The following is a 24,310-nucleotide window of genomic DNA, read 5'->3' as shown; positions in this document are numbered from 1 at the left end:
GGACCTCGGGACGCTCTTACACCACGTCTGCGCGCGCCACCTCTAATTTTTGAACAAATGTAGACTTTCGACACCCATACGTAGCAAAATTGCTGTTACTAAATTGGTGACAGTACTCATATTTGGCATTTTTTGACCACAGGGGTTGCCAGCGCCGCGGTTTCGCCCTTTCTGCGCCGAAGCGATACACTGTTATCGTTTGATTTCTTCGCTCAAGGAGGATGCGCATGCCGTGCACAACGATTTTGGTTGGTAAGAACGCGAGCTACGACGGGTCGACGTTGGTTGCTCGCAACGAGGACTCGTCCAACGGGGTGTTTGAGCCCAAGCGCATGCGCGTGGTGCATCCCGACGAGCAGCCGCGCGTCTACACGAGCGTCCTGAGTCACCTGACCGTTGAACTGCCCGATAACCCCATGCGCTACACGAGCGTCCCCGATGTTGTCCCGGGCCACGGCATCTGGGCCGAGGCCGGTTTCAACGAGCTCAATGTGGGCATGTCCGCAACCGAGACGCTCACCACCAACGAGCGCGTCCGCGGCGCCGACCCACTCGTGGACTACGTGCCCGCCAAGGGCAACGAGGGTGAGGACGGCTATGTGCCGGCGCAACCTGGTGGCCTGGGCGAGGAGGATATGGTGACCCTGGTCCTGCCCTACGCCAAGTCCGCCCGCGACGGCGTCCGTATCCTGGGCGACCTGCTCGAGCGCTACGGCACCTACGAGAACAACGGCATCGCCTTTAGTGATGTGGACGAGATCTGGTGGCTCGAGACCATCGGTGGTCACCACTGGATTGCCAAGCGTGTGCCCGATGACGCCTATGTGACCATGCCCAACCAGCTGGGTATCGACAGCTTTGACCTGGATGACGCCGAGGGCGCCCAGGCCGACCATATGTGCTCCGCCGACTTGCGCGCCTGGATGGCCGAGTGGCATCTGGACCTGACGCTGGGCGTCGAGGGCGACGGCCCGGCTGTGGTCTTTAACCCGCGCGAGGCCTTTGGCTCGCACAGCGACAGCGACCATGTCTACAACACGCCGCGCGCCTGGTACATGCAGCGCTGCCTCAACCCCAGCGACGTGTGGGATGGCCCCGACGCCGACTTCACGCCCGAGAGCGACGACATCCCTTGGAGCCGCGTGCCCGAGCGCAAGGTGACCATCGAGGACATTAAGTACGTGCTTTCGAGCCACTACCAGGGCACGGAGTACGACTGCTACGGCAGCAAGGGCACGCCCGCCACGCGCGGCGCCTATCGCCCCATCGGCATCAACCGCAACAGCCAGCTCGCCGTGTTGCAGCTGCGTTCCTATGCGCAGCCGGCCTATCGCGCCGTGCAGTGGATGGCCTTTGGCTCCAACTCGTTTAACGCGCTGGTTCCGCTGTACGCCAACGTCGAGACCATGCCCGAGTACTATGCCGACACGCAGGCTCGCGTGACGTCCGAAAACTTCTACTGGGCCAACCGCCTGATCGGTGCCCTGGCCGACGTCCGTTTCCATGAGTGCGGCCGCGCGGTCGAGGATTATCAGGAGAAGATCGGTGGCATGGGCCACAAGCAGATCCATGACGTCGACGCTGCCGTAGCCGCTCTGCCCGAGGCCGAGGTGCCTTCCGAGCTTACACGCGCCAACGAGGCCTTTGCCGAGCGTGTTCGCGTGGAGACCGATGCCCTGCTGGGCAAGGTGCTCTACACCACGAGCTGCGCCATGAAGAACTCTTTCGCGATGAACGACAACGTGAGGTAGGGATTTCCCGTCGATCGAATAGCGCTAAAACGCTTTGTCGCTTTCGCTCAATCTTGGGTACAAGAACGCCAATGCAGTTGTTTGTGATTGGAGACAACCATGGTTATGAAACTCGATCAGCTTGTTAACGGCGCCATTAACGTGGGCTTTGGCGCTGCCGCCGTTGCTGTCGAAGGCGGCAAGAAGGTCCTCGACGACCTTAACACCAAAGGCGAGCAGGTCCGCAAGGACACCGCCACCCCCGATATCGCCCGCAGCGTGTCCGACATGTTCGAGCAGGCCGGTGGCACCATCTCCGATCTGACCGAGCGCTTGGGCATACAGGGCGAGACTGCGGCCCAGCGCGTGCTCGACGAGCTCATCCTTGCCCGCGTCCGCGTTATGACCGCCCCTGAGCGCACGGCCTTCCTAGCCCATGTGCGCGACATCGTCGATTCGGTCGAGGACAACGTGACCTCGGTGCCCGTCGAGTCCGTTGAGCCCGACGATGCGAAGGATACCGAAGAGGCCGAGTAGCAGCGCAGATGGCAGATTCCACCACCGATTACAACAATCTAGATCCTTTGGGTGACGAGGCGGCGGTTGTCGATGAGGTCGATGCCGCCGTCTCGGGCGCTCGCAAAAAGCCGCGCGCTGTCGATATGGTGCCCGAAGAGCCCGACGCGATGGCGCCGGACGAGGAATACCAGCTCACGCCGGCGGGTCGTCGCGAACGCATCGGACAGATTGTTCGCCTGGTCAAAAAGTACCGCGTGTGGGATAACCTCACGCCGGTTCGTTTGCGCCGCCTGCTCGAGGAACTCGGCCCCATGTTCGTCAAGATGGGGCAGATTCTGGCCAACCGGTCCGAGATTCTGCCGCAACGCTTTTGCGACGAGCTGCGTCGTCTGCGCTCCGACGTGGAGCCGGTGCCGTACGAGGTCGTACTCAGTTGTCTGGAAGAAGAATACGGCCTGCGCCTGGGGGAGATGTTCGATGCGATCGATCCCAATCCGCTTGGTAGCGCATCGCTCGCGCAGGTGCACCGCGCTCGTCTGGTGACGGGCGAGGACGTGGCCGTCAAGGTGCAGCGCCCCGGTGCGCAGCAGGTTATGGCGCAGGACATCGATATCATCCGCTCGGTGGTGCGTATCGTTTCCAAGTTCGTCAACACCGATCAATTCGTTGACCTGCACGGCGTAGTCGAGGAGTTGTGGACCTCGTTTCGCGAGGAGACCAACTTTTTGGCCGAGGCCAAAAACCTCAACGACTTCTACGAGTTCCATAAGAGCGTTCATGGCGTGACGTGCCCTAAATCCTATCTGGACCTGTGCACCGAGCACGTGGTGGTTATGGACTACGTCGACGGCATTTCGATCGCCGATCCTGAACGCTTGGTGGCCGAGGGCTATGACTTGGAAAAGATCGGTGCCGCGATTGTCGAGGACTACTCGACGCAGGTGCTCGACGACGGCTTTTTCCATGCCGACCCGCATGCGGGAAACATCATTCTCAAGGACGGCATCGTTTACTTTATCGACTTGGGCATGGTCGGGCGTATGTCGAGTCACGACCGCGGTATCGTCAAGGACATGATTTTCGCCGTGGCCGAGGGTGACGTGCCCAAGCTCAAGGATTCGCTCATGCGCTTTGCCGTGACGCGTGGCGATTCGGCCGAGCTCGATCATTCAGCGTTTTTGTCCGACCTTGACTTTATCGTGGCTGACTTTGCGGGCCTTGACCTGAAGGATCTGGATATCGGCGAGTTTTTGACCTCGCTGTTAAACCTCGCGCGTAAGAATGATGTTGAGCTGCCGAGCGTGGTGACGATGTTCGCGCGCGGCATGGTGACGCTCGAGGGTTTGTTGACCGAGTACATGCCCAACGTCAACATGATCCAGATCATCCAAACGCACATTAAAAACGAGAAAAGCACCTATGCGCGCGTGCGTGATATGGGACGCGATCTTGCCGCGAGCAGCTATCGCGCGGCAAAAGGCTCGCTCGAGGCGGCCGAGTATCTGGGCTTGGCTTCGCGCATGCTTACGCGCGGCCAGCTTAAGGTAAACACGCAGATCATGAGCAGCGATAAGGCGCTGCGACAGCTAGGTGGGATTATCGACCGCATGTCGATGGCAATTGTGATCGCCGGTCTGTTTATCGGTTCGTCGGTGGTGTACTACGCGCGCATCGAGCCGGTTGTGTTTGGTATCCCGGTCATTGGCTTTATGGGCTACGTGAGCGCGCTGGTGCTGGCGCTTATGCTGGGCCGCAATATCTGGCTCAACAGTCACGGCGGCAGGCACTAGAGGCTGCGGCCGTCACCGCATTTTCCTATCGCAAACAATAGCTTTTACCTTGGGCTTCGCCTGCGTGCGAGGCCCTTTTGCGTGATACCATTTTGACGGTAATAATCGATGGCCTAGATGGTGGTGCGGAGACGCACGAATGCGCGGTTATCCTGCGCATTTGGGAGAATCGGGGTGCAAGTCCCCGGCTGTACCAGTAACCGTAATTCCTCTTGGCTCGGGATGCTCGCGTCGCAGATCGGACGACGTGCCCGAGTCGTTAAGGTTAAGTCGGATCGCCTCCCGTCTTGCATGCGGCTGCGGCTTTTGCCGCCGGTGTGCATAGGGCTCTGGAGGGAAGGGGGTCCCGATGGGGGAACTCGAGCGCAACATGCGCGATGACGTGGGGCAGTCTCAAGGCAACGCTCCAAGTACAGACAGTAGGAGACAAATGGATATGTTTGAGGACGAGCGCCAGCGCGTCTCGCATCGCCGTGGCGCGATTGCGCGCGATGTAGCCAAGCGCGGCCTGGTGGCATTCCTGGCCTTCGCGATGGCCTTTGGCACCACGCCGGCTCAGCTGTGGGCCGAGGGCGCTGAGGGCATTGCCGAGGCTGTGGCTCAGGCTGTGACGCCGGGCGAGGACGCAGCGCTTGCGGGCGGTACCGCTGAGCAGAGCGGCGCCGAGGTTTCGGATTCTGGGAGCGCGTCTGCAACTAGTGTCGCCACAACTGAGGCGGCAACTGGCGACGAAGGCTCGGCGACGGGGGAGAGCCCTGCCACGAGCGAGCAGTCTTCGACGGCATCCGCTGGCCAAGCAGGATCTGCCGCCGCGGCTGCCATCCAGACAGAGAACCCGACAGAAACCGGCGATGTCGCCAAGAAGCAGGTCGAGGTCTCGTTCTCGATTATCGGCACCGATGCCGACGGCAAGGCTCAGACCTGGGTGGCACCCACGCAGCTCAAGCTCGACGAGGGCGCGACGGCTGCGGATGCCTTCGTTAAGCTGCAGCAGAAGACGGGCTTCAAGGCAGACTACGATCCGAACACGGCATACGGTTTCTACCTCAAAAGCATCACATCCCCGAGCGATGGCCGTACGCTTGCCTTCGATCCGACGACTTATGCCTTCTGGCAGCTGTTCGTCGACGGCGCGTCTTCCTCGGTTGGCGCGAGCAGCGTCAAGCTCACCCAGGGGCAGAAGATTGAGTTTGCCTATACGGCTGGTAGCTCGTCCCCTGTCGTTAAAGACCAGGTTGCCGCAAATGTGACCGTCATTGGTCGCGATGCCCAGGGCAAGACTCAGACTTGGGTCGATAATGCGCAGTATGTGGTGACGTCCGGTTCGAGCGCGCTTGATCTTACGAAGGTCGCACTCGAGGCGAACGACATTGACGCCGTTGCTGCGGGCTCCTTCATTCTGAGCCTTAAGTACAACGGTGTTGAGCTGGGTACGCCCCAAGATTATTCGACCTATTGGCAGCTGTTCATCAACGGCAAGTCGAGTGACTATACGGCGGACAATGTCACCATCCATGCCGGCGATACCGTCACGTGGTTCTACGGTGGCTGGGGCGACCAGTTGCCGTCCGATTCTGTCCATGCTTCTGTTCAGGTTCTCGGTAAGGACAAGGACGGCAAGCAGCAGGTTTGGGCTTCGACGGGTCAGACGAGTCTCAAGGCAGGCTCCACTGCCAAGGATCTCCTTGAGCAGGTCGGCCTTACTCTCGATGCTGGCGAATCGTCTTGGGGCTGGTTCCTCAACGGCATTTATTCGCCCTTCGATGGTAAGTCCTATTGTGGCTATGATGCTGCGACCAATAGCTATTGGCGCTTCTACGTAAATGGCAAGTTCGCCGACGTTGGCGCCGGTGCCTACAAGCTCCAGGAGGGTGACGCCGTCACCTTTATGTATGGTGCTGACGCCGATGCCCTCCCCGGTCAGGTGCTTGGATCCGCCGATGTTATCGGTCCCGATGTCAACGGGAACAATACGCGTTGGGGCACGGCAAGCAATGTTTCTCTGCCCGAAGGCTCCACGGCCCAGAACCTTATTGAGGCAGTTCTGAAGGCCAAGGGCGTTGCGTACAACGGCTCCCAGAGTGGTGAGTACTGGTTCCTGAATTCCATTACTTCGCCGTTCGATCACAAGCCGTATGGTTGGGATGCTGCGACCAATAAATATTGGCATCTGTATATCAACGGAGAGCCCTCCTTACTCTGCGCCAATCAGATTACGCTCAAGAGCGGCGATAAGGTCACGCTTGCCTATACCACCGATAATTCTCCCATGCCCGATCCCGACAAGATTGTCGTGGATCCGAGCGCGACGACTCCTGATTGGGATGCCGAGTGGGCCGGCTACGGCAACAGTGGCAACGGTTCGACCGTAACGGATGCCAAGACGCCTGCGCAGGCCGCCGGTCTTAAGTGGGCCTTCGATTGGAAGGCCGAGTCTGGTCAGCAGTATGCCAACTGCAGCGAGCCTGTCATTGCTAACGGCTTTGTGTACATCGCGACCGAGAACGAGCTCATTAAGATCGATTCGTCCACGGGCAAAAAGGTTGCCTCTGCGCCGCTTGCCTCCAAGGTGAGCTATACCTCTCGTCCGATCTATACCAATGGCCTTATCATCGTTCCGCTCAACGGCGGTGCGGTCCAGGCGATTACTGCAGACAAGCTGATCTGCAAGTGGCTGACGCCTGGTTTGACGGACTTGACGCAGAGCTCCTGCACCGTCGTTTCGGACGGCGAGTACGTCTATGTAGGCTCGGTCGATATTTCGTATGACGAGAATTACAACGCGACCTACGGCAACGGCTCCTTTGCGCGCATTAAGATTGCCACGGGCGAAGTTTCTTGGCAGAACATCGACCCTGCCGAGGGCTATTACTGGACTGGTGCGGCTTTGACGGATAAGTATGCCATCGTTCCTACGAGCGCGGGTACGCTTAAGTGCATTGATAAGACGACGGGCGATGTCGTTTCGACCATGAAGCTCGGCGCTGTCGCAAATGCCGATTGCATTGCCGATCCGTCCAATGGTTCGACCTTCTATCAGATGACGCACGACGGAAAGCTCCATGTGATTTCGCTTTCGGCGAAGGGCGTGCTGAGTGAACAGAAGACGGTTGATCTGGGCCTTACGAATAATCTGAGCGCCCCTGCGGTGTCTGGTGACAATCTGATTGTCGGCGGACAGACGGCTACTGGCTCTGCTCTGGTTCTCTATAACCTGAAGACGGGTAAGACCACGATGGTCGCTGCTGCCGACGGCAAGGCGCTGCCGGCTGGCCTCAACGGTATTGCTGCTACTCCGCTGGTGAGTGTTCAGGGCGGCAAGACCTATGTGTACTTCACCGTTAACAGCGCGGATAGCAAGGATTACGTCAACTACTCTGCTGGTGGTGGCGTGTATCGCTATACGCTCGGCGATGCAGAGGCGACGCAGATTTATGATGCGGCTGGCCATTACCAGTACTGTGACTCTCCGGTCATTGCCGATGCTTCTGGCAATCTCTACTACATCAATGATTCGGGCACGCTGTTTAAACTTGGAGCTGTCGAGTCTTGGACGGTTGCCTTTAACTCCAACGGCGGGTCTGCTTGCGACACTAAGTTTGTTGCTACGGCCGATGGCAAGCTGGTCAAGCCGGCCGATCCGACGCGCGATGGCTACACTTTCGGCGGTTGGTATACCGATGAGGCTTGCACGCAGGCGTATGACTTTAGCACGCCGGTGACGGCCGATCTGACGCTGTATGCCAAGTGGACCAAGAATGCCGTTAACCCTGGCGGTAATGGCGGCGCTGGTTCGAATGGCGGCGGCGGTTCTGGTACCGGTACTGGTTCCGGCACTGGCGCTGGCACTGGCACGGGTTCCGGCTCCGGCTCGAAGGGCGGCGCTGTCGCCCCGGGTCATAAGCCGACGACCAAGACGACGGTGTCGACCAAGACCGAGACCAAGGACAACAAGTCCGACAAGAAGGACTCCGATAAGTCCGATAAGAAGGACGAGAAGAAGTCTGACAAGAAGTCTGACAAGAAGTCTGACAGGAAGGACGGCAAGTCCGACAAGAAGTCCGACAAGAAGTCCGATTCCAAGTCCGATACGGGTGCTGCTTCTACGACCACTGCTAAGAAGTCCTCTAGTGCTTCCGAGCAGGAGACTGGCACCAACCCGCTCGCCATTGTTGGCGTTGCCGCCGGCGTCATCGGTCTCGCCATCGTCGGCGTGTTCGTGTTCACCAAACGTCGGTAGGTGAGGGTTGTGTCCAATAAATCCAAGGACGCTGACCCCAAGCAACCAGATTCCTCGTTCATTCAGTTCGACGATGCAAAGCAACAGGGCGCCGCTTCGGCGGCGTCCGCCTCTCGTCGCAAGGCGCTCCTTGGCGTTCTTGCTGCCGCGTGCACCATTCTGATCGTCGTCTCGCTGGGCTTCGTCCATCCTTCCGAGAGCGGCGCCTGGTCCATTGACTGGATCGTTCAGACCGTGACGGGGGAGAGCGTCGTCGCCAAGGACACCAAGGGGTCTGGCTCGTCTGCCGCTTCGGGCGAGGCTAGTTCCAAGGATTCCAAATCTTCGAATGATGCAAAAGACGAGCCCAAGGGTTCGAACGACGCCAAGGACGATTCCGAGTCTTCAAACAAGGAATCGGACAAAAACTCGGATAGCAAGAAGTCCGAGGACCGGGGCGGCAAGAAGTCTGGCGATAAATCCGCTGCCCAAAATACGGGAGCCGGTGATACTTCCAATGCGTCTGGCGGTGCTTCTTCGGGCGGTGGCCAGTCGTCTGATGGAGCCTCATCCTCTAATGGTGGAAATGCCTCCTCGGGCAGCCAAAGCGGCTCACAGGAGTCCAACTACGTTACGGTGACGGTTTCGGTCACATCGAGCGCTGTGGGCAATCCCGTGTCCTCTGGCGGCACCTTTACCTTTAACGAAGGCGCCACCGTTTACGATGCCCTGTGCGCGCTGGGCCTTTCTGTCAACGCACATGGCTCGTCGTACGGTACGTATGTCTCCGCGATTGGTGGTTTGGCCGAGAAACAGTACGGCGGCACGAGCGGCTGGATGTACTCCGTCAACGGCGCAACGCCCATGACGGCCTGCAGTAACTACGTTCTCTCCAATGGCGACAACGTCGTTTGGTATTACGTAACGGGCTAGAGGCCTCGACATAGCGCGCCAGACGGGCGGTTCGGACCAACATCCGGACCGCCCGTTTTTCATGCGAATGGGACTGGGTCGCCGGGTCTCTCTGCAAACAAAAAACCGGTTGGAACGGTAATTCCAACCGGTTATACATTCAAGCAAATAGTGAATCGACTACGACCGTGCGCCCTCGAGGAAGAAGCGGCGACTGAAGTAGTTGTACCAGGTGACAAGGAACGTGGCGATGGCCTTCATGGCCTGGTAGCCGATGCTCAAAAACGTGACGCCCACAAACATGTACAGGTCGTTGAGGCCCAGGCCGATCACCGACAGGATGGTGAAGATCGTGAACTCGCGCTTGCGGCTCATGCCTTCGCGGTGGTCGAACACGTACTTCATGCTGAGCCAGTAGTTGACCACGACGGACGTGATAAACGAAACCGTGGTGCTCATCAAAAAGTCGAGGTGAAACAGCTCGACGAGCGCAATGAGCATGCCCCAGTCGATGCCAAAGGAGATAAGACCCACGACAGCAAACTTGAGGAACTGCTTGGTATGAGGTTGTGCCAGCGCCTTGCGCACGTAATCACATCCAATGCGTTGATGAATCGAGCAGGGGATACTTTAGATCTTTTGCAAGGGAAACGTAAGGTCTTTGCCAAGAACTATACGAACTCGTCAAATTTTCAAGAGCTAATCCGTAAACGTTGAAAATTTGCCCGTAAACGAGCGGCGCCCACGGACGATACTGCGCTGAGTGCGTGTCGTCCGTGGGCACCGTAATGCTGCGGGGGTGTCGAGCTACTTGGTCTCGTCGCCCTCCAGGAAGATCTTTCGGGTCACAAAGTTGTAGACCATGACAAGCGCGGTGGCGCAGATCTTGGCGATATTGGCCTCGAGCCCCAGACCGGCGTTGAGCGCCAGCACGATGCCGTCGTTGAGCACCAAACCGATCACGGACAGCACGACAAAGATGATGAACTCGCGGCGGCGGCTCATGCCTTCCTTGTGCGCAAACACGTACTTCATGCTTGCGAGGTAGTTAAAGATGAGTGAGATGATAAAGCCGCTGGTGTTGGCGATCAGGATGTTGAGGCCGAGACCGTAGTGGAGCAGATTCATAATGCCAAAGTCGATAACCGTGGCAATGACACCGACGACGCCAAATTTCATGATCTGCGCAAGGAGCTTTTGCATGGTACCTGCCTTAGGGTGGCGCGGGGACGCCGTGGGGATGATAAACTCAGCAAGTTTAGCCAATCCCCGCGGGTGGTGCTAGGTGCGCTCCTCGATAGCACCGTTTCTATATGCATCGAGCAGCTGACGCAGGTCTTGGATTTGGCTGCGGATCTTGGCGCCAGTATCGGTGTCGCTCACCATGCGGCGACGGTCCGCTTGGTCAAAACGGTTGGTCTCGCTTTCGATGTCCACGTTGCGCGTAAGTGCCTCGGCAACCGTCGTAAAGGCCCGGTGCGACTTGAGGCGGCAGCCGCGCGAGCTCGAGATGAGCGTATAGCCGGCGATACCCGTCTTGGGATGGTAAGCGCGGCAGAAGCCGCCATCGATGACCAGCAGCTTGCCCTCGGCGCGGATGGGCTGCTCACCCTTGGTGGTTTTAACGGGCGTGTGGCCGTTGATGATGTGTCCGGTCGGCGAACATGCCATGGGCGCGACGCCAAACTCGCGCATGATGTCATCGCAGACCGAGGGCGACTTGGTAAGCGTAAAGTACGGGTCCATCGGCTCGACCCAGGTGCTCCTATCGGCGATATAGGCGCGCTCAAAGGTACGCACTAAGCGTCCGCTGGCGGGTGAATTGAAGCCAATCCACAGGTACCACATCCAGTCGAGGGCGTCGCAGTCGCCCACGCGCCAGGCGCGGCGGGCGATGTGGTCGCAAAAATCGAGATAATCGCGGCCAGCGTGCCAGGTGCCCAGACAGTTCATGCTGCTAAAGGTGCCGTCTTCGTTGAGCGGAACGCAGCCATGGAACAGCAGGTTGCCGTTGGCGACCTTGTACATCGAGCCGTGGGAATAGAGGAAATCGATATGGCGATGCAGGTGATCGGCGGTGACAAACTCTGACACGAGCTTGTCGATGATGTGCTGCTCCTGAGACGTGAGCGTGTAGGGGTCCGCCGGGTCGACGGTGGGGAAGTCGTTGGTCGTGAGCGGCCACACGCTGCCGTCGGCGAGCGTGACTGTGCCGGTGTCGTGGTCGATCTTGTCGAGTAACAGGCGGTCGGTCATATCGAACTCGGGGTGGCGCTGGATAATCTGGCCCTCGAGCTTAAAGAGCAGCACGTTTATGGCCTTGATCAGCGGGGTGATGGACTCACCGGCGGTGTAGGTGGCATCGGCAAAGGCGACAAGCTCACGCAGCGAGATGCCGTAGTCGTTCTCCAGGATCTCGTAGTTGTCGTAGCGCAGGTTGTTGCGCAGCACCGTGGCGATGCAGGCGGGCTCACCGGCTGCAGCGCCCATCCACAGCAGGTCGTGGTTGCCCCACTGGATGTCGAGTGAATGGTAGGTGAGCAGTCGGTCCATAATCTTGGCCGCGCCGCCGCCGCGGTCGAAGATGTCGCCCACCAGGTGCAGGTGGTCGACGGCCAGGCGCTTGATGAGCGAGGCGAGCGACTCGATAAAGTCGTCGGCGCTGGCGGTCTCCAGGATGGACTCCACGATGCGCTCGTGATAGCGCACGCGATAGTTGTTCTCGTCCGGGTGCGTGTGCAACAACTCGTCGATGATGTAGGCGTAGTCGCGCGGGATGGCCTTACGCACCTTGGAGCGCGTGTAGCGGCTTGAAAGTGAGCGAGCGACCATGATGAGCTGGTCAAGCATCGTCTTGTACCAGGCTGGCGAGTCCTCGCGCCGGCTGCGGACCAGGTCGATCTTCTCGCGCGGGTAGTAGATGAGCGTGCACAGCTCGCCCTTTTCGTCAAAGGAGAGCGTGTCGCCAAAGATCTCGTCGACATGCTCGCGCACGACGCCCGAGCAGTTGTTGAGGATGTGCATAAAGGCTTCGTATTCGCCGTGCACGTCACTCATAAAATGCTCAGTGCCTTTGGGCAGGTTGAGAATGGCCGAGAGATTGATGATCTCGGTAAACGCGGATTGCTCGGTGGGAAATTGTCTCGACAGCAGACGCAGATACTTGAAGTCTTGCGGGTTGCGATCGAATGCGACCATGAAACACCTTCCGATATGGTTGGTAAAACTGATAAACAACGTCAAACGTTTATCAGTATGCGCCGCTTTTGTTTCGATTTTGCGCCAGCGGCTGAATTGTCGGCTGAACGGTTTGGTAAATCGATTTAGTTGAGGTAGATATGGCGGTTGGGTGGAGACGACAGAGGGTGTTTTCTCAGATATTTATGCGTGGGGCCGGTGGAGACGATGGTGGTAAAGATGTTCACTATTTTTGGTTCGATTTGGTAAATAGTGGACATATGTACCGCATGTAGGCTCACTGTGCGATAATTTGCGCAGCAATGAGTAAGGAGCCTCATATGAGTGATTTTGTCCTGACCTGTGAATCCGCCGCCGATCGAACCCGTGAGTTCTTTGCGTCGCGCAATATCCCTGTCGTGTGTTTTCATTACGAGATCGACGATGTTGTCTATACGGACGATCTGTATCAGTCGATTACGCCGGACGAGTTTTTTGCCCAGATTGCCGCGGGCGCCATGCCCAAGACGTCTCAGGTGAGCGTGGGTGAGTACGAGGAGTTTTGGGAGCCGTTTGTTGCCGAGGGTAAAGACGTGCTGCACCTGACGTTGTCGTCGGGTATTTCGGGCACGTATGGATCGGCCTGCGTCGCGGCGCAGATGCTCGCGGATCGCTATCCCCAGGGCGGCAAGGTGCGCGTCATCGATTCGCTGGGGGCGTCTTCGGGCTTTGGTCTGTTGCTGGAATATGCCGCCGACGTGCGCGATAGCGGGGCTTCACTCGACGAGACGGCTGCCTGGATCGAGGAGCACAAACTCAACCTGCACCACTGGTTCTTCTCGACCGATCTGTCGAGCTACCTGCGCGGCGGTCGCATTTCGGCCGCGAGCGCGATCATTGGCACGGCGCTTAAGATTTGCCCGCTTATGACGGTCGATTGCGAAGGTAAGCTGTCGCCACGTGAGAAAATTCGCACTAAGAAGCGCGCGATTTCCGAGATGGCTAAGACCATGATGGCACACGTACAGGGCGGTACGGATTATTCGGGTAAGTGCATCATGTCGCACTCGGCGTGCCGCGAGGATGCCGAGGCAGTTGCGGCGCTGATTGAGGAACAGGTTCCGCAGCTTAAAGGCAAGATTGAGATCAATGACATCGGTACTCTGATTGGCTCGCATACCGGACCTGGTACGGTGGCGCTCTTCTTTATGGGCGACAAGCGCGTGGATTAATTTGCCCCATCACGTTGCTGCATGATTGCTCAAACGAAAACGGCCCGTCTCACGTTTGTGGGGCGGGCCTTGCTGTTGCGGCTAGCGTTTCTTTCCGCGGAAGAAAAAGCCGTGCAGTGACGGCTTGAGGCCGCGGTTGGCGCGATGCTCCTCGACGCGCTCGTGGATCGAAGCGACGCGCTCGATGACTTCGTCGGGAATCGGCACATCGGGATTCATGTTCTCGACTTGGCTGACCTCGGCGGCGGCGACCTGGTCGATAATGGGCACGTCGTCGCGCGAGATGACAGGTGTGGCGTCTTCCTTCATCTTGCGATAACGCTGCATCATGTCGGTCTGTAGCTGCTGGGCCGAAGGCGGCGTCCAGATGATGGCGTTGGCGCCGGCGGCGATGGTCTCGCGAATGCTCTCGGGCGTCTTGCCGCCCGGCGCGATAAGCGGCAGGTTGGGATAGTGCTCGCGCAGCTCGCGTAGGACCTGGGGCGTGTTCTTGCCGGCGGCGATGTTGAGAATCTTGGCTCCAGCGCGCACCTTGGCGTGGGCATCGTCGTCGCAGCGAACGACCGTGGCGATGACGGGGATGTCGGCGATGTTGGTGATGTGCTCGACCATCTCGGCAGTAGCGGGGGAGTTGACCACGCAGCCCGCCGCGCCCTGCATCTCGGAGACGGCTGCCATCTGCACGGAGCGCTTACCGGTCGTAGTTCCGCCACCCACGCCTACAAAGACCGGGCACTCGGCGACGGTCAGCAGCGCTTGCGTAATGGCGGGCTGCGGCGTGAAAGGGTAGACCGCAAAGACGGCGTCGGCGTTGGAGTTGCGGATAACCGCGACATCGGTGGTGTAAATGAGCGACTTGATGCGTCGGCCAAAGAGCGTGAAGCCGCTGGCCTCCTCGATCTCGTCGGGCATGCGAAGGGCAGCCTTGCGCAGGCGTCCGTCGATGGGCAGGGGCTCCATAGGGAGCAGGCCGTTGGGCGTGACGGCTATTTGGGGCTCGGTGAACTCGTCTGCAAGCTCGACCTCGGAAAAATCGACCGAGGCGACGATGTCCTCGTGCACCTCGGCGGGCACATCGATGGGAGCTTGGTCGTTTGCCGCCGCAGGCGTGTCGAAGGAGCTGGTGCCGACGAAGGCGTCGACGCGCTCATTTAGATCGTTGAGGGTATCCATGGAGGCTCGATTCTATGTGATGATGGCCGGCGCGATGCAGCCGGAATTGCGAATGCTAAATCGTTTGACGAGTTGATTTTTCCCCGCCGCGCCATCCGTTAGACCGAAGGGCCGGCGAACGTGAAGGAGCTGTGGTGGCGGGTATCGAGGTGCTATCTTGAAAGCCCCGTTTAAAAGAGAGGTGACGCGGTATGGAATTGACAGCAATGTTTGGCTCGATCGGCCTGTGTGTGGCCGCAATCGTTGCCGCCGCGGTCATCTACTTTGTGGTCACGGCCATTAAGGGCAAAAGGGCCGAACGCAAGGAGCGCGCGACGCTTAAACAGCATCGCGACCAGCAGGGCAAACGCGCACAGAGATAGCTTGTTGAGTTTTGGATCCGTGCGCTAGCTGCGTTTTCGGATCAGGGCAATGTAGAAGCCCTCAAAGTCGCGGCTAGGCGGAATGGTGAGCGTGCCGGGCAGGCCGTTGACGATGGCCGATACCTGACCCGCGGCAATGGCTTCGGTCAGAGCGTTGGACTCGATGCGCGGCTCCTCACCAGCTTCCTGGGTGCGTCGTGCTTCACTTTCGCTTGGCGTGCCGTCGAGGGGGATGAGCTCGCAGTCCATATGCTTGTCGAGGGCCTCTTGCAGGGCGTCCTCGTTTTCCTGCGGCAAGATCGAACAAGTCGAATAGACGAGCGTGCCGCCCGGTTTGAGGGCCCCCATGGCGCGGTCCAGAAGTGCTCGCTGCGAGCGGGCGCACTTGCTCAGCAACTGCTCGGTGAGGCCGCGCAGGCTTTTCTCGTTGCCACTGATGACGGTGCCCGTGCCGGTGCAGGGAGCGTCGAGCAGGATGCGGTCAAAGCGGAAGAACTCGTCGAGCTCGCGTGCGTCGATGCGCATGACGGGCACGTTTTTGGCACCCTGGCGATGGAGGTTCGACTCGAGCTTTTCGGCGCGGGGAATGCTCATCTCACAGGCGGTGAGGTGCGCCTGTCCCTGGGTGAGGGCGGCGATCTGCGTCGTCTTGCCGCCGGGGGCTGCGCACATGTCCAGGATGTCCTCGCCTGCCTGGGCGCCCAGGACCAACGGCGGCATCATGGATGACAGGCTCTGCAGGTAGATTTTGCCGTCGCGGTAGATGTCGAGATCCCACAGATCTGAAACCTGGGCCTCGGGCAGGATAAAGGCGTCCGGATACCAGGTAACGGTTTGGTGGGCGATGCAGGCGGCATCGAGCGCCGCAGCGATGTCCTCGGCGGTCGCCTTGAGCGTGTTGGCGCGCAGCGTGACCGGGCGTGTGGCCGCGGCGCCGAAGCCCTCGATCATGAGCTTGGCATCGGCGGGCGCATAGGCGCCGGCGACCGTGTCGACCATAAAGCGCGGCAGGTCGGCGGCGGAGTGTTGGGCGGCAAGCTGGTCGGAAAGCTCGGTAGCAGCAAACTGCCTGAGCTTGAGCTCGGCCTTGACCTGCTTTTTCTGCTTACGACGACGCGGCTTGGACATCCGTCTTTCCTTCCCGTCCCAAATTGACTACTTTCCGGGCACGCCGCTGCTGGCGTGCTTTAGTACTGGCTCTCGTGCTTGCTAAAGAAGTCGAAGCGCGGGGGCAGCGGCTTCACGCGGTGCTCGCCGGGCTTCTCGCCCAGGCTCTCCACAAACTCATCCGTGGAGGCAAAGATGTTATCCCAGCTAAAGAAGGCGACCGGGTCAACGTCGAAGTACTCGCAGATGAGCTCGCAGCCGGCCGGCACGATGCCGTGCATGAGCACGGTCGCTACGCGCAGCTCGGTAAAGGCGTCGACGAGGGCCTGCGTCATGGCGGCGTTGGCCGGCTCGCCCTCGAGCTTGTTGGCGGCCTTGGAGGCATCGCTCCAGCGCTTGTTGGCGGCGCGCAGGTAGTCGTCGCACACAGCGAGCGCTCGGTGCGTCTCGAACTTGTACATGGCCTGCTCAAAGGCGAGGGCTGCCTGCTGGGCGGCTTCGACCACGGTGTCAGAAGCGGCACCGGCGGGGATGCAACCGTTGCGATAGGGACTCTCGTCGCCCTCCTTGACGGCGACGCCGTAGAAGCAGCTGCGGGCCAGGCGGTTGAACACGCCGGTCAGCAGCGCGCTCTCCTTAAGGGCGGGGTCGATAACGCGCTTGTCGTCGCAGGCGCGCACCTCGTTGCCGTCCTTGTCCTTGCCGGTCACGCGCGTGTCGTATGCCTTGGGGCTAAAGCTCACCGGCTTCTCGGACAGGCCGAGCGACAGCCAATGCGCGCGCATCTGCTCGCAGGTGTAGTGGTTGAGCAGGTCGTCTGCCGGCGGGGGAGGAGTCTGCGAGGACGAGCTTGCCTTTTTGCCCATGTAGAGCAGGTGGTAGCAGGCGCTGACGGTGCTCTGCGTGAGGTTCCAACCCAGGGCCTCCCACATGGCGGTCTGCGCGATGCAATAGAAGTAGATGTTGTCCTGGCCAATGAACTGGTAGATCTGTGCGTCATCCGAGCACCACCAGTCGCGCCAGTCGAGCGAGCTGTGCTGGTAGGTGGGCGCGGGGACCTGCGTGGAATCGGCGGCGGGCTCGCCCATGAGGGCGGCATCCTGGGCGGCGACGCCCTCGGTCACGCCGGCGGCCTTGGCATCGCGTGCGAGCACGGTGCGCGTATAGCTGATGGGAGCCCACAGGCTCTCGGGCCAGCACCAGCAGGTGACGTCGGAGACGCCATCGACCTCGGGCACCGGAACGCCCCAGTCGATGTTGCCGGTGATGCGGAAGGGTACGAGCGCCTTGCCGCTGCGGAAGCGCACGCCGCCGTTGGCGAGCACCGCGTGGGCATCGTCGCGCTCCTTCCAGCTGGGGAAGGTGACGGTAAAGCTGCTCTTGTTGCCCTCGGGCTCCAGCACGGTGTGCTCGGGAAGCTGATCCTCGACGGCATCGAAGGCCTCGCGGAACTTGTTCTGGATGTAGAGCTGGGCCGGCAGCAGCCACTCTTCCATGGTCTTGGAGACCACGGAGCGAACCTGCGGGTTCTGGGCGAGCTTGGCGGTATAGGTTTTCATAAAGTCGAGGTAGGCCGGCAGGTCGAAGTAGAGGTTGTCGACCGGGCGCAGCTCGGGCACCTCGCCGGTGAGCTGGCTTTTGGGCGCGATGAGCTCCTCGGGCTCAAACTGGTGACCCAGGTCGCACTCGTCGGCATAAGCCTTCTCGGACTTGCAGCCCTGGATGGGGCAGCGGCCGATCACCTGGCGGCCGTTGAGGAACGTGCCGGCCTTGGCGTCGTAGAACTGCAGCGTGGAGCGCTTGGAGATGGTGCCCTGTTCGTGCAGACGCTCGATAATCTCGGCGGTCACCTCGTTGTGAATCTGCGCAGCCGGCTCAAGGCCCGAGCCGCCGTAGATATCGCAGCTGATGTTGTAGTTGTTGAGGGTCGCGGCCTGGCGGGAGTGATTGGACTCGACATACTCGGCGATGGACTTGTCGTAGCCCTCGTTCTCCTTGAGCTTGCGGTAGCTCTCCATGATGGGCGAGCCATAGCAGTCGGTGCCCGAGGTGAAGATGACGTTCTCGCGGCCCAGACGGTCGCGCAGGAAGCGGGCGAAGAAGTCGGCCGGGACAAAGACGCCACCGACGTGGCCAAAGTGAAGGCCCTTGTTGCCGTAGGGCTCGCCGGCGGTAACGATGGCGCGGCGAGGCCAGCTGGGACGGTCGTTCATGGAGTATTTGGATGCCATGGGACTCCTTCGCATATGGTGAGAGCGCGGCCGGGCGCAAGGCCTGGCGACGCGGTGGTCAATTCGTGCATATCGTTCGACATTATCGCACATGCGGACGGGTACGTGGCAGGGGCGCTATCCTAAGATGCTATGAATGAGATTTCCAACATACATGCGTTTGAAGACGAGGAATTTCTGCACGCTTGCTTCGTGTGGGGGATGGTCGTAGTCGGCGTGTTTGCCGTGTGCCTGGCGCCGGTGTTTATGCTGCTGGGCGGGCCTGCAGACTTGGATGCGGCTGACGCGGGCGGCTGGATGGCTGTCGTGGGCTGGATAGTCGGCTTGGCTGCGGTTTCTGCGGCGTCATTTGCCGTGCACGAGCTGGTGCACGGTGTGTTTTTTAAGCTGCTGGCGCCTGCGGGCGCGCAGGTGACCTTTGGGGCGAATCGCGAGACGGCGATGATCTATGCCTGCGCCGAGGGCGTTGTGTATTCGCGCCGGCGGTACATGGCGGTTTGCCTGGCACCGACGGCTGTTGTGACGACAACGCTTGCCCTGGGGTTTGCGTTTTCGGGCTATCCGCTGCTGTGCTATCTGGCGGCCGGCTTGCATTTGTCAGGCTGTGTGGGCGACTGGTATTACGTGCGGACCATTTTGCGCGACCGCCGCATTGTCGCCTGCGAGGACACGTCCTTCGGCGTGCGCTTTTTCGGGTGAGGAGATGTCGATGAAGCCGTTGTTGTTGCACGCCTGCTGTGCGCCGTGCTCTCTTGAGCCGGTCCGCCTGCTGCGCGAGGAAGGGTTTGAGCCCACAATCTGCTGGACCAACCCCAATATTCAGCCGCACGATGAATGGCAGCGGCGTTTGGACGAGCTGCGCCGGTGGTGTGCCGATGGCGACATCGAGCTTATCGAGGCGGGGGAGGACCGTGAGCGCTGGGAGGCCGGCGTGGCACCGCTGGGTGCCGATCGGCCCCGTCGCTGTCGTGCGTGCTATGCCCTGCGCTTGGCCGAGGCGTGCCGCGTGGCCCAGGAGCGTGGGTTTGAGTTTGTGGGTACGACGCTCGCCGTCTCGCCGTATCAGTTGTTCGAAACCTGCAATGATGTGTTGGAGCGTCTGGCTGCCGCCCGCGGTCTCACTCCGGTGATTCGCGATTTTCGTCCGTATTACCCCGAGGCGACACGCCGTTCGCGCGAGCTGGGCATGTATCGGCAGAACTACTGTGGTTGCCGCTTCTCGGCTGTCGAGGCGGCCATGGACCGCGCCCGCATCCGCGACGAGCGCAAAGCGTCCAAAAAGTAGTTCATTTGGGACGTCAGCCTGCTAGGATGTAGAGCGGACTTTAGCTATATAAGGAGTATCCGACGTGTCTATGCGTACCGATGATTTTGACTACAACCTTCCTGAGGAACTGATCGCCCAGGCTCCAGCCGAGCCGCGCGACTCTTGCCGCCTGCTGGTGGTGGATCGCAAGGGCTCCCAGGCGGGAACGCCGCTGGAGCACGGCGGTACCGTTGAGCACCGCATCTTCCGCGACATCATCGACTATATCGAGCCGGGCGACGTGCTCGTCATCAATCAGACGCGCGTGATGCCGGCCCGTCTGATCGGTCGTAAAACGGGATCGGGCGGCGTGGTCGAGACCCTGCTGCTCAAGCGCCGCGAGGACGTGGATCCGCTGGGCCATGTTTGGGAGTGCTTGGTCAAGCCGGGTAAGCGCCTGAAGCCCGGTGCTCAGATTGAGTATCGTGCGGGCGGCGCCCATGCGCCCGAGGGGGCTCCCGTGGTGCTGACGGCCGAGGTCATCGACTTTGTCACCGATAGCCGCGGCGGCCGCCTGGTGCGTTTTGAGCCGGCCGGTTGCAATGCCGCCGGCGAGCCGCGCACGCTCGACGAGGCCATCCATGCTGCCGGCCACGTGCCGCTGCCGCCCTACATTACCGATTACGAGGGCGATCCCGAGAAGTACCAGACCGTCTACGCCATGAAAGAGGAACACTCGGCTGCAGCTCCCACGGCGGGTCTGCACTTTACTTCCGAGCTCATGGCCGCTATCGAGGCCAAGGGTGCGAAGTTTGCCGCCGTCGAGCTCGAGGTGGGCATCGATACCTTCCGCTTGGTGGAGGAGGACGACCCCACGCAGCACGTCATGCACACCGAGCGCTACCACGTGTCGCAGGAAGTTGTCGACGCCGTGCATAAGGCGAAAGCCGAGGGTCATCGTGTGATCGCCGTCGGCACTACCGCGGTGCGCTCGCTCGAGAGCGCGTTTGACGCAGAAGCCCCGGTGTTCGATCCGGCCGTGACGGCGCGCTATTTTGAAGGCCGCGAGGACGGAGCCGACACGCTTGGCCGCGGTGACATCGTGGTGCGCGAGAACGCCACGACGCAGCTCTACCTCATGCCCGGCTCGACCTATCACGTGGTAGACGCGCTGATCACGAACTTCCACGTGCCGCGCTCCACGCTCATGATGCTCGTGAGCGCACTTGCCACCCGCGACCAGATCATGGATGCCTACGCTGCTGCTATCGAGGAGCGCTACCGCTTCTTCAGCTTTGGCGACGCCATGCTCATTCAGTAGGTTACGGCGTTTTACAAACGCCGTAACCGGTCGACGCTGCGCGGGCCGCATTTGGACAATCTGACGTTCAACTTCAAGGGCACGACCAGAAGGTCAGCGCCCTTTCGTTTCACGTCACCTTGTCTCAAATGTGACCCGCTCGCTGACTCTGCCATTACATCGGTGTTGCCGTGGTTGTTGAGTAGTCATTGGGCACTTGGCACTTGGGGACGTTCCTTTTGTGCCGGCACCTGGGGACAGTCCTTATGTCATGAGATCGGTGCAAGAGGGGTAGGTTGCCTTGCGTCGATCTAAATAAGTTGCGGTGAGATAGTTCTTGAATTGGCCTTTTTGGGGCTAAACAGGAACTATCTCACCGCAACTGCGTTGAGCGTTTTTTGGCGGTTGGTTTACTTGCTTGCGAACAGCCAGACTAGGATGATCACCAGGATTGCGGCGACGATGCAGACGATGGCGCCGGTGAATTTGATGCGTGAGTCGCGGGTACGCTCGCGCACCGCGTCCTCGGTGGCCTCGAGCTGGGCGACTTCTCGCTCGGTCTCGGTGTGTTCGGCATTGTCTCGGGCCAAGGACCCTGCAAGCGACTCGGTGATCTCTGGGTGGTCGTGCACCTCGGTCGCCTGTTCGATGATCGACTGTGCATGTGCGGCATCTGCTTGGGCGTTGGCGATGGTCTGCTCCTGGTCGCGGCGCGCCTTGTCCTCGGCAGCGATCTTCTCGCGCAGTTCGCGCTGACGAGTCGCGGCGGCGGTCTTCGCCGTCTGCAGCTCGTCGCGCGCGGCATCGGCTTCGGTCGTCACGGCTTGGTGCGCGCGTTTTGCGTCGGCGATAGGGGCTTGAGCCTGCTCGACGGCCTGCTCGGCTGCGGCAAGCGAGTGCTCAAGGTCGGCGGTGATGCGCGGGACATCTTCTTCGGCTTTACGCAGGGCATCTGCCGTGTCGGAAATCTGCATCGAGAGCTCGCTGGTGCGCACCGTATAGTTGGCGGGATTTGCCGAGGGATTGCGTTGCAGCTCGGCATACTCATGACGCAGCGTCTCGAGCTGGGCGCGCGTGGCGTCGACGGTTTGTTGTGCGGCGGCAATGCCGGCGTCTCGCTCTGCCTTCACCTTGTCGCGGATGCGCTTGGAATCCTCAAGACGTCGAACGAGGCGGTTGCCGGTCTCGCGTGAGCTCGCCTCGCGGGCCTCCACGGCGTCGAGCGCGGCCTTCAGGCGGAGCTCAGTCGCGTCATCCTCTGTCTTCATTTGTTCGAGCTGACCCTTGAGCTCTGTCGCTTTGGAGGCGTGGACATCACGGTCAATCTCGGCGACCGCTGCAGTCTTTTGGGCCGTGGCAATCGCCTGGCGCTGGTCGGCGACGATCTGGTCGTAGCGGCCTGCGATATCCTGGCGCGTCTCGAGTTCCTCGGCCTGATCGGCAATGCGCTGCTCAAGTTCGGCCAGGTGGGCGCGGGCATCGGCAAGTGCCTTTTTCGCGGCGTTCATCTCGCGCATGGCCGAGGCGCCCTGGGCGATAAAGGTGCCCACGGCGTTCGCAGTGTTCGAGACAGCGGTCCCCAGATCGCGGCTCGCGGCGGGGGAGTGCGGGGCAGTCGGGCGAGCGGTGTCGGCAGCGTCCGCATCGGCAGTCTGCGGCACGGCGATATTGCCGGTACCGCCTTCGATCACAGAAAAGCCTGCTGCGTGCGGGTCGACCGCATCGGTGCCAATCGTGGGATGCTCGAGCTGCAGAAACGAGGGCATGGTGCTGCCCTGGTCGGCAACCGGAGTCTCGCCGGGTACGAAGGTCGAGGCTGCCTCGGCGGCCTCCTCTTCCTCGGCGTCAACGTCAGCGTCGGCCACGGCGTCTTTCATCGCTTTGACGGCATCCATCATGGAGTCCATGACGGCGTCGAGCTCTTCTTCCGAAGAAACCTCGATAGGGCCCGCAGCTTGCGGAGCAGCATCCTGTACGGGGCGGTCGTCCTGAGCGGGCGCATCGTCGTTTTGCTCGTCTGCATCTTCGGCGCCAGGGGTTTCCGCCGTAGCGCTTTCGTCCAAGAATGGGCCGTCGAGGTCAATATCATCGCAGGTCACAGCGTCGGCATCTGCAGTGACGTCTGCGGAATCATCAATATGCTGTTGAGTCTGGGGGTCCAGCTCGTCTGTCATAGGCATGTGCTCCTCATCGTTGTTTGTCACCCTATGATAAAGTCTCGCGCCGACATCCCGCGCGCTGCAGCAAAGTTTCAAAACGTGTTCGATGGCTCGCGTCGATAGCAAAAACTCGGCCACTTTATCCAGTTTGTACTTGACATTCCCTTCGCCGAAAGACGTTGCGCCGTTCGCCTGCCAGGGGCTTTATTTTTCACTTGAACCCGCTAAAGTTGCATTTCAGCTTTTGGCGCGTGAAGTTGGATGCGCGCAGTCGACGGGCAGGCCCGTCGCGATTTGAAAGGACTTTATATGGGACTTTTCACTGGTAAGACCGTGATCGTCACCGGCGGCGGCAAGGCCACGCTCAAGGACGGCTCCGCTGGCTCCATCGGCTACGGTATCGATATCGCTTTTGCCAAGGAGGGCGCAAACCTCGTCATTACCGGCCGCAACGTTGCCAAGCTCGAGGCTGCCAAGGAATCCCTCGAGGCCGAGTACGGCGTCAAGGTTCTGCCTGTTCAGGCCGATGTCTCGGCTGGTCAGGACAACGAGGCCGTCGTCCAGAACGTCATCGACAAGGCTATTGAGGAGTTCGGCCGCATCGACGCCGTCGTCAACAATGCTCAGGCCAGCGCCTCGGGCGTGACCATTGCCGATCACACCATGGATCAGTTTAACCTGGCCATTTACTCTGGCCTGTATGCCACCTACCTGTACATGCAGAAGGCCTACCCGCACCTGAAGGAGACCAAGGGCTCCGTGGTCAACTTTGCTTCGGGCGCCGGCCTGTTTGGCAACTATGGCCAGTGCAGCTACGCCGCTGCCAAGGAGGGCATCCGCGGTCTGACCCGCGTCGCTGCCAACGAGTGGGGCAAGGACGGCATCAACGTCAATATCGTTTGCCCGCTTGCTTGGACCGCTGCGCTCGAGAACTTCCAGGATGCCTATCCCGAGGCGTTCAAGGCCAACGTCCACATGCCGCCGGCTGGCCACTACGGCGACGTCGAGAAGGAAATCGGCCGCGTTGTCGTTCAGCTCTGCGGTCCCGACTTTAAGTATATGAACGGCGAGACCGTCACCCTCGAGGGTGGCATGGGCCAGCGTCCTTAGGGGTTCCGCCGTTCTACCGAACGGCGGACCGGCCGACGCTGCG

18 protein-coding genes are annotated in these 24,310 nt (G+C 60.4%); 11 read left to right on the top strand and 7 right to left on the bottom strand.

Annotated features, from left to right (window positions below):
- Nucleotides 1-227 precede the first annotated feature (227 nt).
- The 5 genes from DWY51_RS09035 to DWY51_RS09015 all read left to right on the top strand — a co-directional run bounded on the left by DWY51_RS09035 (nucleotide 228) and on the right by DWY51_RS09015 (nucleotide 9,191).
- Entirely contained in the window at nucleotides 228-1,751 is a 1,524-nt protein-coding gene (locus DWY51_RS09035; protein ID WP_117770612.1) for a C69 family dipeptidase, read from the top strand.
- 99 nt (nucleotides 1,752-1,850) lie between these two features.
- Nucleotides 1,851-2,267 carry a hypothetical protein gene (locus DWY51_RS09030; protein ID WP_022095127.1) on the top strand — a complete coding sequence of 139 codons (417 nt, stop codon included), beginning with the start codon at nucleotides 1,851-1,853 and terminating at the stop codon, nucleotides 2,265-2,267.
- An 8-nt stretch (nucleotides 2,268-2,275) separates the two neighbouring features.
- Nucleotides 2,276-4,039, top strand: a complete 1,764-nt coding sequence (locus DWY51_RS09025; RefSeq protein WP_117770611.1) for an AarF/ABC1/UbiB kinase family protein — start codon at nucleotides 2,276-2,278, stop codon at nucleotides 4,037-4,039.
- Between the two features lie 430 nt (nucleotides 4,040-4,469).
- Nucleotides 4,470-8,279 (top strand): DUF4430 domain-containing protein, encoded by a 3,810-nt coding sequence (locus DWY51_RS09020; RefSeq protein ID WP_158556937.1) that lies wholly within the window; start codon nucleotides 4,470-4,472, stop codon nucleotides 8,277-8,279.
- A gap of 9 nt (nucleotides 8,280-8,288) precedes the next feature.
- Complete coding sequence (locus DWY51_RS09015) at nucleotides 8,289-9,191, top strand: DUF4430 domain-containing protein (protein ID WP_233504681.1); 903 nt, start codon at nucleotides 8,289-8,291, stop codon at nucleotides 9,189-9,191.
- 159 nt (nucleotides 9,192-9,350) lie between these two features.
- On the opposite strand, the gene DWY51_RS09010 is transcribed toward DWY51_RS09015, so the two are convergent.
- The 3 genes from DWY51_RS09010 to DWY51_RS09000 form a co-directional block, all read right to left on the bottom strand.
- Complete coding sequence (locus DWY51_RS09010; protein WP_022095123.1) at nucleotides 9,351-9,758, bottom strand: GtrA family protein; 408 nt, start codon at nucleotides 9,756-9,758, stop codon at nucleotides 9,351-9,353.
- A gap of 219 nt (nucleotides 9,759-9,977) precedes the next feature.
- Nucleotides 9,978-10,373, bottom strand: coding sequence for a GtrA family protein (locus DWY51_RS09005; RefSeq protein ID WP_022095122.1), 396 nt, complete (start codon nucleotides 10,371-10,373; stop codon nucleotides 9,978-9,980).
- 78 nt (nucleotides 10,374-10,451) lie between these two features.
- Nucleotides 10,452-12,368 carry a fructose-1,6-bisphosphatase gene (locus tag DWY51_RS09000; protein ID WP_117770609.1) on the bottom strand — a complete coding sequence of 639 codons (1,917 nt, stop codon included), beginning with the start codon at nucleotides 12,366-12,368 and terminating at the stop codon, nucleotides 10,452-10,454.
- Nucleotides 12,369-12,688: 320 nt separating this feature from the next.
- On the opposite strand from DWY51_RS09000, the gene DWY51_RS08995 reads away from it, so the two are divergent.
- Entirely contained in the window at nucleotides 12,689-13,579 is an 891-nt protein-coding gene (locus DWY51_RS08995; protein ID WP_117770608.1) for a DegV family protein, read from the top strand.
- Between the two features lie 81 nt (nucleotides 13,580-13,660).
- On the opposite strand, the gene DWY51_RS08990 is transcribed toward DWY51_RS08995, so the two are convergent.
- On the bottom strand, nucleotides 13,661-14,752 hold the full coding sequence (locus DWY51_RS08990; protein WP_117770607.1) for a hypothetical protein: 1,092 nt from the start codon (nucleotides 14,750-14,752) through the stop codon (nucleotides 13,661-13,663).
- A gap of 191 nt (nucleotides 14,753-14,943) precedes the next feature.
- On the opposite strand from DWY51_RS08990, the gene DWY51_RS09520 reads away from it, so the two are divergent.
- Nucleotides 14,944-15,114 (top strand): hypothetical protein, encoded by a 171-nt coding sequence (locus DWY51_RS09520; RefSeq protein WP_158556936.1) that lies wholly within the window; start codon nucleotides 14,944-14,946, stop codon nucleotides 15,112-15,114.
- Between the two features lie 24 nt (nucleotides 15,115-15,138).
- Here DWY51_RS09520 and DWY51_RS08985 read toward each other — a convergent pair whose 3' ends face one another.
- The gene (locus DWY51_RS08985; protein ID WP_117770606.1) at nucleotides 15,139-16,242 is read right to left on the bottom strand and encodes an RsmB/NOP family class I SAM-dependent RNA methyltransferase; all 1,104 of its coding nucleotides are present in this window, start codon (nucleotides 16,240-16,242) and stop codon (nucleotides 15,139-15,141) included.
- Nucleotides 16,243-16,301: 59 nt separating this feature from the next.
- Nucleotides 16,302-18,452 (bottom strand): methionine--tRNA ligase, encoded by a 2,151-nt coding sequence (locus tag DWY51_RS08980; RefSeq protein WP_117770605.1) that lies wholly within the window; start codon nucleotides 18,450-18,452, stop codon nucleotides 16,302-16,304.
- Between the two features lie 132 nt (nucleotides 18,453-18,584).
- On the opposite strand from DWY51_RS08980, the gene DWY51_RS08975 reads away from it, so the two are divergent.
- The 3 genes from DWY51_RS08975 (at nucleotide 18,585) to queA (ending at nucleotide 21,019) form a co-directional block, all read left to right on the top strand.
- Entirely contained in the window at nucleotides 18,585-19,151 is a 567-nt protein-coding gene (locus tag DWY51_RS08975) for a DUF3267 domain-containing protein (RefSeq protein ID WP_117770604.1), read from the top strand.
- Nucleotides 19,152-19,161: 10 nt separating this feature from the next.
- A complete protein-coding gene (locus DWY51_RS08970) occupies nucleotides 19,162-19,737 on the top strand; it encodes an epoxyqueuosine reductase QueH (RefSeq protein WP_117770603.1) in 576 nt (191 codons plus the stop codon).
- A gap of 70 nt (nucleotides 19,738-19,807) precedes the next feature.
- Nucleotides 19,808-21,019 (top strand): tRNA preQ1(34) S-adenosylmethionine ribosyltransferase-isomerase QueA, encoded by a 1,212-nt coding sequence (queA, locus tag DWY51_RS08965; protein WP_117770602.1) that lies wholly within the window; start codon nucleotides 19,808-19,810, stop codon nucleotides 21,017-21,019.
- A 389-nt stretch (nucleotides 21,020-21,408) separates the two neighbouring features.
- On the opposite strand, the gene DWY51_RS08960 is transcribed toward queA, so the two are convergent.
- Nucleotides 21,409-23,172, bottom strand: a complete 1,764-nt coding sequence (locus DWY51_RS08960; RefSeq protein ID WP_117770601.1) for a hypothetical protein — start codon at nucleotides 23,170-23,172, stop codon at nucleotides 21,409-21,411.
- A 294-nt stretch (nucleotides 23,173-23,466) separates the two neighbouring features.
- On the opposite strand from DWY51_RS08960, the gene DWY51_RS08955 reads away from it, so the two are divergent.
- Nucleotides 23,467-24,267 (top strand): SDR family NAD(P)-dependent oxidoreductase, encoded by an 801-nt coding sequence (locus DWY51_RS08955; RefSeq protein ID WP_006235414.1) that lies wholly within the window; start codon nucleotides 23,467-23,469, stop codon nucleotides 24,265-24,267.
- Nucleotides 24,268-24,310: the final 43 nt, after the last annotated feature.

It is taken from the genome of Collinsella sp. AF25-2LB (assembly GCF_003458415.1).
Taxonomy (GTDB): domain Bacteria; phylum Actinomycetota; class Coriobacteriia; order Coriobacteriales; family Coriobacteriaceae; genus Collinsella.
Note: the sequence above shows the minus strand (reverse complement) of the source record. Positions and strands in the feature narration are given on the sequence as shown.

What these genes read in the sequence shown, in the direction of transcription:
- DWY51_RS08960 (WP_117770601.1), bottom strand. Translation starts at nt 23,172, where the DNA reads ATGACAGACGAGCTGGACCCCCAGACTCAACAGCATATTGATGATTCC.
- DWY51_RS09035 (WP_117770612.1), top strand. Translation starts at nt 228, where the DNA reads ATGCCGTGCACAACGATTTTGGTTGGTAAGAACGCGAGCTACGACGGG.
- DWY51_RS08955 (WP_006235414.1), top strand. Translation starts at nt 23,467, where the DNA reads ATGGGACTTTTCACTGGTAAGACCGTGATCGTCACCGGCGGCGGCAAG.
- DWY51_RS08985 (WP_117770606.1), bottom strand. Translation starts at nt 16,242, where the DNA reads ATGTCCAAGCCGCGTCGTCGTAAGCAGAAAAAGCAGGTCAAGGCCGAG.
- DWY51_RS08980 (WP_117770605.1), bottom strand. Translation starts at nt 18,452, where the DNA reads ATGGCATCCAAATACTCCATGAACGACCGTCCCAGCTGGCCTCGCCGC.
- DWY51_RS08990 (WP_117770607.1), bottom strand. Translation starts at nt 14,752, where the DNA reads ATGGATACCCTCAACGATCTAAATGAGCGCGTCGACGCCTTCGTCGGC.
- DWY51_RS08975 (WP_117770604.1), top strand. Translation starts at nt 18,585, where the DNA reads ATGAATGAGATTTCCAACATACATGCGTTTGAAGACGAGGAATTTCTG.
- DWY51_RS08970 (WP_117770603.1), top strand. Translation starts at nt 19,162, where the DNA reads ATGAAGCCGTTGTTGTTGCACGCCTGCTGTGCGCCGTGCTCTCTTGAG.
- DWY51_RS09005 (WP_022095122.1), bottom strand. Translation starts at nt 10,373, where the DNA reads ATGCAAAAGCTCCTTGCGCAGATCATGAAATTTGGCGTCGTCGGTGTC.
- DWY51_RS09000 (WP_117770609.1), bottom strand. Translation starts at nt 12,368, where the DNA reads ATGGTCGCATTCGATCGCAACCCGCAAGACTTCAAGTATCTGCGTCTG.
- DWY51_RS08995 (WP_117770608.1), top strand. Translation starts at nt 12,689, where the DNA reads ATGAGTGATTTTGTCCTGACCTGTGAATCCGCCGCCGATCGAACCCGT.
- queA (WP_117770602.1), top strand. Translation starts at nt 19,808, where the DNA reads ATGCGTACCGATGATTTTGACTACAACCTTCCTGAGGAACTGATCGCC.
- DWY51_RS09520 (WP_158556936.1), top strand. Translation starts at nt 14,944, where the DNA reads ATGGAATTGACAGCAATGTTTGGCTCGATCGGCCTGTGTGTGGCCGCA.
- DWY51_RS09020 (WP_158556937.1), top strand. Translation starts at nt 4,470, where the DNA reads ATGGATATGTTTGAGGACGAGCGCCAGCGCGTCTCGCATCGCCGTGGC.
- DWY51_RS09025 (WP_117770611.1), top strand. Translation starts at nt 2,276, where the DNA reads ATGGCAGATTCCACCACCGATTACAACAATCTAGATCCTTTGGGTGAC.
- DWY51_RS09030 (WP_022095127.1), top strand. Translation starts at nt 1,851, where the DNA reads ATGGTTATGAAACTCGATCAGCTTGTTAACGGCGCCATTAACGTGGGC.